Annotated in this window: 5 protein-coding genes; 3 read left to right on the forward strand and 2 right to left on the reverse strand. The window is 64.9% G+C overall.

What is annotated here, in order from left to right:
• Positions 1 to 208: 208 nt before the first annotated feature.
• On the forward strand, positions 209 to 973 hold the full coding sequence (gene xth / locus ACQ4WS_RS23395) for an exodeoxyribonuclease III (RefSeq protein WP_436479397.1): 765 nt from the start codon (positions 209 to 211) through the stop codon (positions 971 to 973).
• On the opposite strand, the gene ACQ4WS_RS23400 is transcribed toward xth, so the two are convergent.
• The gene (locus ACQ4WS_RS23400) at positions 970 to 4,629 is read right to left on the reverse strand and encodes a sensor domain-containing protein (protein WP_436479398.1); all 3,660 of its coding nucleotides are present in this window, start codon (positions 4,627 to 4,629) and stop codon (positions 970 to 972) included. The genes xth and ACQ4WS_RS23400 overlap by 4 nt on opposite strands.
• A gap of 211 nt (positions 4,630 to 4,840) precedes the next feature.
• Between ACQ4WS_RS23400 and prpR the strand changes: the two genes are divergently transcribed.
• Together prpR and ACQ4WS_RS23410 are read left to right on the forward strand one after the other, a co-directional pair.
• Positions 4,841 to 6,466 carry a propionate catabolism operon regulatory protein PrpR gene (gene prpR, locus ACQ4WS_RS23405; RefSeq protein ID WP_436479399.1) on the forward strand — a complete coding sequence of 542 codons (1,626 nt, stop codon included), beginning with the start codon at positions 4,841 to 4,843 and terminating at the stop codon, positions 6,464 to 6,466.
• 25 nt (positions 6,467 to 6,491) lie between these two features.
• Positions 6,492 to 7,418: a phytanoyl-CoA dioxygenase family protein gene (locus ACQ4WS_RS23410; protein WP_436479400.1), complete on the forward strand. Its 927-nt coding sequence runs from the start codon at positions 6,492 to 6,494 to the stop codon at positions 7,416 to 7,418.
• Positions 7,419 to 7,581: 163 nt separating this feature from the next.
• Here the strand turns inward: ACQ4WS_RS23410 and ACQ4WS_RS23415 are convergent, their stop codons facing one another.
• Entirely contained in the window at positions 7,582 to 10,926 is a 3,345-nt protein-coding gene (locus ACQ4WS_RS23415; protein ID WP_436479401.1) for a S41 family peptidase, read from the reverse strand.
• Positions 10,927 to 11,245 lie beyond the last annotated feature (319 nt).

Here is an 11,245-nt window from a genome sequence, read left to right on the forward strand (position 1 = left end):
TATGCCAAATCAAACATAGGCATTGATCAATGATACACAAAAACATAATATTCATGCGTCACGATTGGTTAAATATAAATACTTTATTGACACCCATTTTCCCTACCAGCAAGTAAAACCGATCTCCGGCAAGCGGCGCAGGACGCCATCGACACGCATGCGGTAAGATTCGCGCCTATCGATACCTATTCAAGCAAGGATTTTTCCCATGAAAATTGCCACCTGGAACGTCAACTCGCTCAAAGTGCGCCTGCCGCAAGTGCTGCAGTGGCTGACAGACAACCCGGTCGACATACTCTGCCTGCAAGAGACCAAGCTCACGGATGACAAGTTCCCCGTCGCCGAGATCGAGGCAGCCGGCTACCAGGTGGTCTTCAGCGGCCAGAAAACGTATAACGGCGTGGCCATCCTGTCGAAGCTGCCGATCACCGACGTGGTGAAAAACAACCCGCGCTATGACGATGCGCAGCAGCGCATCCTGGCCGCCACCGTCGAAGGCGTGCGCGTCGTCTGCGCCTACGTGCCGAACGGCCAGAGCGTCGACTCGGACAAGTACGAGTACAAACTGGGCTGGCTGGCCGCCCTGCACGACTGGCTGGCCGAAGAAGCGCAGCAGCACCCGCAACTGGCCGTCGTCGGCGACTACAATATTGCGCCCGACGACCGCGACGTGCACGACCCAGTCGCCTGGGCCGGCCAGGTACTGGTGTCAGACAAGGAGCGCGCCGCCCTGCAGCGCCTGTTCGACATCGGCCTGACGGACGCCTTCCGCCTGTTCGAGCAGGCGGAAAAATCGTTCAGCTGGTGGGATTACCGCCAACTGGGCTTCCGCCTGAACAAGGGCCTGCGCATCGACCATATTTTGCTCTCGCCGGCCCTGGCGGCACGCTGCACCGCCTGCGTGATCGACCGCGTGCCCCGCAAATGGGAACAGCCATCCGACCATGCGCCGGTCGTTGCCACCATCGATTAAACGCCGCGCCGCTCCAATAGTACTTGCGCATTCGCCGCAGGCACGGGAGCAGAAAACAGATAGCCCTGCGCATAGCGGCAGCCGTTCGCCTGCAGCAAGGCGAATTGTTCTTCCGTTTCCACGCCCTCGGCCACGGCCGACAATTGCAGGCTGTCGGCCAGCGCGATGATAGCGGCCACGATGGCGCGGTCTTCCGCGCTGTGTTCCAGGTCCTTGATGAAGGCGCGGTCGATCTTGACCTTCTTCACGGGGAAGCGCTTCAGGTAGGCCAAGCTGGAATAGCCGGTGCCGAAATCGTCGATCGACAGGCGCAAGCCCATGCCATTGATCTGGCGCAAAATCTCCAGGGTATGTTCGCCGTGCTGCATCAGCGCCGTCTCGGTGATCTCGAATTCCAGCAGCGCAGGATCGATGCCTGTTTCCCGCACCACAGCGCCGATGGCCGCCACCAGGCCCTTGTGCATGAACTGGCGCGGCGACAAATTCACTGCCAGCGGCACCGGCTGCAAGCCCTGGCGCTGCCAGGCCATGCTTTGCTCGCAGGCCTGGCGCATCACCCATTCGCCCACCGGCACGATCAAGCCGTTTTCTTCCATGATGGGGATGAAGCGGTCCGGCAGCACCAGGCCGTGGCCGGGGCGGCGCCAGCGTAGCAGCACTTCCATGCCATGCAGGCGGCGCGTGGCGATATCGATGACGGGCTGGTAAAACAGTTCGAACTGCTGCAGCGCCAGCGCCGTGCGCAAGCTGCTTTCCAGGTCGAAGTGCAGGGCCGCCGCCTGGTTCATCGTCTGCGTGAAGAATTGGTAGTTATTGCGGCCATTGCCCTTGGCGTGGTACATGGCCGCATCGGCATGGCGCATCAGGGCGTCGACATCGCCGCCATCGTCCGGGTACAGGCAGATGCCGATCGACGGCGTCACGTGCAGCACGTGGCCGTCGAGCGGAAAGGCCGGTGTCAGCGCCTCGATGACCTTCTCGGCCACGCGGGCCGCTTCCTCGCTGCCGCGGATACCCGGCACCAGCACGACGAATTCATCGCCGCCCAGGCGCGCCACCGTGTCGCTGGCGCGCACGGCGCCGCACAGCCGGGCCGCCACTTCCTTGAGCAGCAAGTCCCCCGTCATGTGGCCCAGCGAATCGTTGATGGTTTTAAAGCGATCCAGGTCGATGAACATCACGGCCAGCTTGCGCCCGGAGCGCTGCGAAGCCAGCATGGCCCGTTCCAGCCGCTCCGACAACAGCGCGCGGTTCGGCAAGCCCGTCAGGTTGTCGTGGTACGCCATGTGGTGCACCCGCGCCTCGGCCTGGCGCCGCTCGACAATCTCGCCCTGCAGCAGCAGATTGGCGCCGGCCAGTTCGGCCGTGCGTTCCTGCACGCGCAGCTCCAGCTCGTCGCGCGCGCGGCGCACCGCCTCGGCCGCCTCGCGGCGCGCCGTCACGTCGTCGACCAGCCACACGGAACGGCCATGCACATGCGCCAGGTCGAACGGCCGGCCGGACAGGCGCGCCCAGAAGCGGCTGCCATCCTTGCGCACCAGTTGGTATTCCGACATGTGCACGCGTCCCGCATCGAAATCGCGCGCCGTCTCGCCGCGCGCCACCTTCCACGCTGCCACGTCCGGATACAGGGCCTGCACCGACAGGCCGTTGATTTCGCCCGGTCCATAGCCGAACAGCTCTTCCATCTTGCTGTTGGCACGCAAATTGTAGCCGCCCTCTATCACCGAGATGCCCAGCACGGCGCTGTCGAGGATGGCCTGGTTTTCCAGCAGCGCGTTGTGCAGGGATTCTTCGGCGCGCTTGGCTTCCGTGCGGTCCTCGATGATCCAGATGGTCCCGGCGGCGGGATCGTCCGGATTGACGACATAGGCGATCAGCTGCGCCCACAAGGTCGTGCCGTCGCGGCGCATCATTTCCACTTCCGTCTGGAATGGCTTGGCCACCGACAGGAAAGGAAAGGCCGCCGCGCCCAGCAAGTCGTAGGATTGCTGGGACACGTACAGCGCACGCCCGGGCAAGCCCAGCGCCTCGTCGCCGCTGTAGCCGAACATCGTGGCAAAGCCCAGGTTATAGCGCGTGATCTGGCGGTTCTTGGTATACAGGATGCTGACCGAGGCATTCGTCATGATGGCCGCCACTTCCATCTGCGCCTGACGGCTGGCCGTGACGTCTTCGAGGATCCAGATGGCGCCCTGCTCGCTGTGCGCCTGGTCGACGGCCTTGGCGCGGATGCGGCACCAGAACAGGCTGCCGTCACGGCGGCGGAACAGCGCTTCATCCTGCTCGTACGGCAAGCCCTGTCCCAGCAGCGGCGTGGCCTGCACGCCAAACGCCTCGTAGGCGGCAGGCGAAGGAAACAGTTCGGCGGCGGGCAGCCCCGTCATCTCTTCCTGCGCGTAGCCGAACATTTCGGCGAAACGTGGATTGCAGCGCAGGACCAGGCGCGAACGGGAAAACAGGATGCCGACGGAGGCATTGTCGAGGATAGCCTGCTGTTCGAGCATCAGCTGGCGCGTCGCCTCCTCGGCCGCCTTCTGCGCGCTGCGGTCGTCGAACAGCCAGATCGTGTCGCGCAAGCCGCGGTCGGTCTGGCTCTCCGGGTTCAGCACATAGCCATACGCCAGCGCCCAGAAGGTGGAGCCGTCGCGGCGGCGCATCTCCATCTCGCCCTGGAACGGCTGGCCGCGCCGCAGCAGGGGCGAGGCCTGCCTGACGACATGTTCATACGCCGCGCGCGACGGGTACAGGTCGGCGACGGCCAGGCCCACGCCGCTGTCGCCATCAAAACCGAAGCATTCGGCGAAGCGCCGGTTGTAGCGCAGCACGCCCTTGTCGCGTTGAAAACCGATGGCCAGCGGCGCGTTATCCATCACGGCCTGCATTTCCAGCATGGCGCGGCGCAATTGATCTTCGTCACGCCGGTGGTCGCTGATATCTTCGATAATCCAGACCGTGCCGTCATGCGTATTGAGGGGATCGACGGCGCGCCCGTGCAGGCGGCTCCAGAACAAGCTGCCATCCTGGCGCCGCAATTCCAGCTCCGTGCGGTACGGCTTGCCCTTCGAGAGCAGCGGCGCCGCTTCCAGTCCCACAGCACGGCAATGCTCGGCGGAGCGATACAGCACCGCGCCCGGCATGCCTGTCAGCTGGTGACGCGCGTAACCGAGCATCTCGGCGGCACGGATATTACACTCTTCGATGAAGCCGCCCTTGGAAAAGACGATGCCGACGGCCGCGCTTTCCAGGATGGCCTGCTGTTCCAGCAAGGTCTTGCGCAAGGCTTGCTGGTCGCGCTGCTGCACGCGGATGTCGGCAAACACCAGGGTCGCACCGGGCAAGCCATCGTCCACCAGCAGGGGCCGCGACCAGACCTGCACGGCGATGGCGCCCGCAGTCCCTTCCAGACTGCTGTCCCAGTGCCGCTCGCGGCCGGCCGCACCGAGCGCGCCGCGCAGCATGCTGGTGCTCGACGCCCGATAGGCGTCCGTAAAGCAGTCGGCCAGCAGGCGGCCCGCTATATCCCTGCCCAGCAAGGCCTGCAACGCGCCATTCGCGGCCACCACCATGCCGCAAGCATCGCAGGCGCAGGCAGGCAAGGCGATCAGTTGCAAGGCATCGGCGATGAAATCGGGACTGGTCGGTACGCGGTTCATGAACACCATGGGACGGTTAAGGACGAGATAAACATGCGCCTGGGCAAATATTCTTCCAAGCATCATGGTGCTGCTAGATCATAAACCAGTTTCCCGGGGTTTTTTCATATTCCTTATTGGCAATATCTGAAACGCCACAGACCACTTGCAACACGCCCGTTGCAACGCCGTTGCATGGCAAGAAAATGAAACAAATCGTTTAGAATAAAGCATGCGCCGCCCTCCTCAACCTCCGCTCGACCACCGCGACAAACCCGTCATCTGGACCGTCTCCGTCTCGCGGCTGTTCGACCTGTTCCGCGACATCACGCTCGAATACGACGATCTGGCGACGATCGAACCAATCAACCTGGGCTTCGACGACGCCGTGCGCCACATCCGCGAACGCATGGCCACCGAGCGCTGCGACGCCGTCATCGCGGCCGGTTCGAACGGCGCCTACCTGAAAGGCCGGCTATCGGTGCCCGTCATCATCGCCAAGGCCAGCGGCTATGACGTGATGCAGGCGCTGGCGCGCGCGCGGCGCATCTCGCCGCACATCGGCGTCGTCACTTACCAGGACCCGATGCCGGAACTGGCCGAATTTGCCGCCACTTTCGGCTTCCAGATCGCTCAGCGCACCTATGCCACAGAAGAAGACGCGCGCGCGCAGATCAATGAACTCAAGGCGGCCGGCATCAAGGCCGTCGTCGGCGCGGGCCTCGTCACCGACCTGGCCGAGGAGGCGGGACTGGCCGCCGTCTTCGTGTATTCGGCCACGGCCATCCGGCGCGCCTTCGACGACGCTCTGGAACTGGCGCGCCTGACCCAGATCGAATCGAACCGCGGACGCCGCGCGGTGGTGGCCGACACCCTGCGCGCGCGCCACGGCCTGCACGATCTGCGCGGCGAATCGGAAGCGATGGAAGCGCTGCGCCAGTCGGTGGTGCTGTATGCACGCTCGCCAGCGACGGTGCTGATCCAGGGCGAGACGGGCAGCGGCAAGGAACTGGTGGCGCAGGCCATCCACCGCGAAAGCCCGCGCAGCCTGGGTGCGAACCGCCCTTTCATCGCCATCAATTGCGGCGCCATCGCCGAATCGCTATTGGAATCGGAACTGTTCGGCCACGAGGATGGGGCCTTCACGGGCGCGCGCCGGGGCGGCCATGCAGGCCTGTTCGAAGCGGCCAACCACGGCACCCTGTTCCTCGACGAAATTGGCGAAATGCCGCTGGCCCTGCAAACGCGCTTGCTGCGCGTGCTGGAAGAGCGCGAAGTAGTGCGCGTGGGCGGCACGCGGCCCATCGCCATCAATGTGCGCATCATCAGCGCCACGCATTGCGACCTGGAGCAGCGTATCCGCGAAGGCCGCTTCCGCGCCGACCTGTTCTACCGCCTGGCAGTACTGCGCCTGCATTTGCCCGCCTTGCGCGAACGCGCCAGTGACATTCCCGGCCTGGCCGAATGGTCGCTGAAAAACGCGCTGGCCGCGCTGGGCGCCCGTCCGCACCCCAACCTGCACGCGGAGATCCAGGCTTGCGCGCCGCTGCTGCGCCGCTACGACTGGCCCGGCAACGTGCGCGAACTGCGCAACCTGGCAGAGCGCCTGGCGCTGTTCCTGGCCGCCGAACCGCTGCAGGCGCTGACACCCGCCTTCGTGCTGGGCGTGGCGCCGGAACTGGCCAACGCTGCCGGCACGCCGGCGCTGCCGCCGGCACCTGCCGCCGCCATCGCGCCAAGCTTGGAAGATGAAAGCGCCAGTGCCGTGCTGGCGCGCTTCGGCGGGCGCCGCGACGCCGCCGCCCACTACCTGGGCATCAGCCGCACCACCCTGTGGCGCCGCCTGCGCGCTGGCTGATCTTTTCAACCCGACCCAAAACACCATGGACGACTGGCCTCACCTGCACGATTTATGGCAACGCTGCACGGGACACGGCGGCGCCAGCGGCAGCGGCGCGCTGGCACGCGACCAGCGGGACATCAAGGCCCTGTACGCGCGCGGCATTTCGATGGAAGACACGCTGCACTTTCTGTATCAGCAACGGCCGACCCTGCAGGCCTACACGGACTGGATCGCCGCGCGCACGCGTCCACGCCCGGCGCACGCCGCCAGTCCCCACCAGGACGTGCTGTCCGCCGCCGAGCTGCGCCATTTCGAGGAGCACGGCTATCTGGTGCTGCGCGGCGCCGTGCCGCCCGCGCAGTGCGCCGCCGCCCGGGCGGCCATCTGGGACTATCTGGGCGCCAGTCCGGATGATGCGGCATCGTGGTACCAGCCGCACCCGGGCAAACGGGGCCTGATGCTGCAGTTTTCCGACCATCCTGCCCTCGAGGAAAACCGCCACAGCGCGCGCATACGCCATGCCTGTCAGCAGCTATATGGCAGCGGCACCGGCATCTACGCCAGCATCGACAAGGTGAGCTTCAATCCGCCGGAAACGCCGCAGCACCGTTTCCTCGGCAGCGCCCTGCACTGGGACGTCAGCCTGCAACAGCCGATTCCCTTCAAGCTGCAAGGCATGCTGTACCTGAGCGACTGTCCGGCGCAGCACGGCGCCTTTCACTGCGTGCCCGGCTTCCAGCACCACATCGCCGACTGGCTGCGGCAAGTGCCGCCGGGCCGCCCGCCGCGCGAATGGGCCGTCGACAACTTGCGGCCCGTGCCCGTCGACGGCATGGCCGGCGATTTCATCATCTGGCACCAGGCCCTGCCCCATTGCGCCACACCCAACCGCGGCCCGGCGCCGCGCATGGTGCAGTATCTGACCTATCTTCCGGACCACCGCCTGGATCAGGATGTGTGGCTCTGAACCACTCATCGCGCAACGCTGGCTGCGGGGCCCCGGCGCCAGATCGTCAACCTGGCGCAGAACGCCACCGATGGCCTCGACCTGCAGCTGCTGGACGGCAGCGTGGTCGAGGTGTCGCGCCGCCGCGCGCAGCAGTTCAAGACCGCCTGCGGCCTGTAACGGATTATTTCAGCGCGGGGATCGGCTGCGCCTGGAAGGCGGGGCGCGGCTGCTCCTTGAGCTTTTTCGCCAGCATGTCGAGCGCCACTTCCAGCTGGCGGTCGGCGCCATTGAAGGTGGCGTGCGGCGGATTTTCCACCTCCACATCCGGCACCACGCCCACGCCTTCGATCAGCCACTGGCCGTCGATGCCGAACTGGCCGTTTTCCGCCACGCGCGCCATACCGTTATCCAGCAGGCGCGTATTGTCGCTGAGCCAGACGCCGGCGCCGGCCGTGCGCTTGCCCACCAGCGGCGCCAGTTTCAATGCCTTGATGCCGGCGGCGAAGGTCTCGCCATCCGAATACGTGAGTTCATCGACCAGCACGACCAGGTGGCCGCGGAAGGTGTTCTGCATGTTCGACGATGGCTGCACGCCCGGCGGCGCCCAGTAGGCCCAGGCCTTGCGCAGCAGTTTTTCGATGATCCAGCTGTCGATATTGCCGCCGTTATTGCGCCGCACGTCGATGATCAGGCCTTCGCGGTTGATGTTGGCGTAAAAATCGCGCGCGAACGAGGCGATGTCATTGGGGCCCATGGCACGCAGGTGCAGGTAGCCGATGCGTCCCTGCGAGGCGGCGGCCACCTGCTCGGCGCGGCTCAATTCCCAGTCGCCATAGCGCAGCGCCGTCTGTTTCGCCATGTTGACGGGCGTGACGATGACGGCGCGTGGCGCGCCTTTGCCGCGTTTTACTTGCAGCAGCACCTGCTTGTCGGCCTGGTTCAGCAGCAGGTCGCTGATGTCACGCGCGGCCAGCACGTCCTTGCCGTTGACGGCCGTGATCACGTCACCCGCCTTGACGTCCACGTCGGGCCGCGACAGGGGCGCGCGCGCCGAGGGCAATTCCGCTTCGCTGCGGTAGACATGCTCGACCTGATAACCGTCGCTGGTGCGCGTCAGCACGGCGCCCAAGCCAGCCGGCGTGCCTTCCTGTTCCGTGCGGCGCAATTCGCCGGGACGGATCTGCGAATGCAGGGCGCCCACTTCAGCCACCATCATGCCCAGCACGTCATTGAGTTCGGCGCGGTCCGTGACCCGCTCGACCAGCGGCGCATATTTGTCGCGCGCCGCCTTCCAGTTCACGCCGCGCATCTTCGCGTCGTACAGGAAGTCGCGGTGCAAGCGCCAGGCATCGTTGAACATCTGCTTCCACTCCAGGCGCGGATTCGACACAAACGTCCAGTCGTCGACCTTGACTTTGGCTTTCGACAGGTCGGACGGCAGCTTGGCGCCCGCCTCGATCACCAGCATCTCGCCCGGGCCAGTAGCCGTTGCTGTCCTGTAGTACAAATGCTTTTTATCCAGCGCCAGGTCGAATTCACGCACATTGGCCACCAGCAGTTCCGGCTTGGAGCCGGTATTGCCGATGGCTAAGGTCTTCAGGCTGAACTTGTTCTCGCCGCTTTCCCGCTCGAGGAAATACAGGCGCTTGTCGTCGGCGGCCAGCGCGCTATAGTTGCCCGCCGCCAGCGGCACTTCATACAGGCGCTCGGCCAGGCCCTGGCTGACGATGGCCGGCAAGGCCGCCGGCGCTTTTTTCACCGCGCCCTTGCCGCCGGCCTTTTCCAATGCCTTTTCCGCCGCCAGTTCGGCCGCCTTTTCATCGTCCGTCTCGGCCGGCTTGACGCCAGGGCGGCTCAGTTCATCGTCAGGCTGGAACGGAAAACGGTTGCCCGGCTGCAGCGCCAGCGCGTACACGCCGATGCGCTTGTCGAACACGGGGCCCATGTTGCGGTCGCCCCACGGCGACCCGTTGGCCAGTTGGAAATTGCGCGCCGACATGAAATACAACCACTTTCCATCGGGTGAAAACACGGGCGAAGCGGAGGTATAACGGTCGCTGGTGACGAATTGCAGCTGTTTCGACACGAGGTTGTACAGGCCGATCTGCTCGCGCTGCTCGTTGCTGGCCACGCGCACGATGGCCAGGTTGCGGCTGTCGGGCGACCATTGCACTTCGTCGTGCTTGTCCACGCCCGCCTTGCCCGCGTCGTCGATCAATTGATTGCCCTTGGTCGCCAGGTCCAGCAACCAGAAACGGCCCTTTTTATCCGTGTGGGCCAGCCAGCGCCCGTCCGGCGACGGGTACAGCTTCCAGCGGTGGTTATCGCCCTGCGTCGTCAGCTGCTCGCCCTTGCCCGAACCATCGGCGGCATACTTCCAGATTTCATTTTCGCCGCTCGTATCGACGATGGCGAACACGGATTTCTCGTCGCTGCTAAAAACGGCGTCGCGCGCCCGCGCCCCTTCGGGAATGGCGATATCGACGCGGCGCAGGCTGCCCGTGCCGGCGATGCTGACACGGCCCCGCGCCGTGAGGATGATGCGCTCATCCTTGCCTGACAGCTGGACATTGCTCAGGGTATCGAGCGGCGAGCGGATCTGGCGCGCGCGCTGCTGGTCGAAATCGGACACGAGGCTGATCGGCAATGGCGATGAGTCCGTCCCTGCCGCCAGGTCCAGCACCTGCAGGTCCGCACCCAATTGATACACAATCTTGCCATCGCCCAGCTGCGCATTGCGCACATCCCACTGCGTGTGGTTGGTCAAGGCGCGGCGGTCGGCGCCGTCGGGCAGCATGCTCCACAGGTTGTCGCTGCCGCCCGCGTCGCTGATATAGTAGACGCGGCCTTGCCACCACATGGGCCGCTTGTTGTTGCCAGCCAACACAGCAGGCTCCGTGTGCATGCGCACGGCCTCGCCCTTGTCACCCAGCGCATAGCGCCACAGGGTGGCATGCGCGCCGCCCCGGTAGTTACGTACATTGTCGTTGGTCATGGCCAGGCCGAAACGCGTGAAGAACAGCGTCTTGCCCGCGTCGTCGAGCACGGCGTCGTTGGCGTCGGCCACGGGAAACACGCGCCGCGTCTGCTTCACGGGGTCGATGGCGGCGACGATGCGGCGCGACGCCGGCCCATCCGTATTTTGCGTGCTGACCAGCACCTCGCCCTGCGCCGTCCAGCCCAGCACCAGCACGCCGCCATTGTCATACGAAATACGGCGCGGCAAGCCACCGGCCAGCGGCATCACATAGGCTTCCTGCGCCCCCTCGTAGGCGGCGGAAAACGCCAGCCACAGGCCGTCACGGGAAATCGCCGCGTTCGTTTCATAGCCGGGATGCGTGGTCAGGCGCTGCGCCGCGCCACCGCGCACGCTGCTTTTCCACAAATCGCCTTCTGCGGTGAAGACCACGGTATCGCCGCGCACGGCAGGGAAACGGAAATAACTGGTGGCGGCGGCACTAGCGGTGGCGCTGCCCAGCAGGCCGGCCGACAACAGCAGCAGGGTGAGACGATGGGAAATTTTCATGAGAGCATCCAGATTACGGTCAGGGGGCATGGACATGATGTCGATACCGGACAGCAATTCTGGCATAAAGCGCCCCGAAGAAAACCTTCTTTATTAGCCATATGAAATCGAGTAGGGGGCTGAGTTACCTCAGCCGCCCTCTCACACCACCGTACGTGCGGTTCCGCATACGGCGGTTCATTTCACAAGCTGGAAGCGCTGTTGGGTGTCCAGCAGCGAAACTAACCCCAGCGCGTCGAACGTCTTCTTGGGATACGCCGCGTTCATGTGGCTTGCTCCGGCGTTCCACCATGGGCCACGTCCGTTGCTTGCCGATTTC

It is taken from the genome of Janthinobacterium leeuwenhoeki (genome assembly GCF_051380795.1).
Classification (GTDB): Bacteria; Pseudomonadota; Gammaproteobacteria; order Burkholderiales; family Burkholderiaceae_D; genus Janthinobacterium.

Bases quoted from the DNA above. Each gene is read 5' to 3' on its own strand.
- xth (WP_436479397.1), top strand. From the start codon at position 209: ATGAAAATTGCCACCTGGAACGTCAACTCGCTCAAAGTGCGCCTGCCG.
- ACQ4WS_RS23400 (WP_436479398.1), bottom strand. From the start codon at position 4,629: ATGAACCGCGTACCGACCAGTCCCGATTTCATCGCCGATGCCTTGCAA.
- prpR (WP_436479399.1), top strand. From the start codon at position 4,841: ATGCGCCGCCCTCCTCAACCTCCGCTCGACCACCGCGACAAACCCGTC.
- ACQ4WS_RS23410 (WP_436479400.1), top strand. From the start codon at position 6,492: ATGGACGACTGGCCTCACCTGCACGATTTATGGCAACGCTGCACGGGA.
- ACQ4WS_RS23415 (WP_436479401.1), bottom strand. From the start codon at position 10,926: ATGAAAATTTCCCATCGTCTCACCCTGCTGCTGTTGTCGGCCGGCCTG.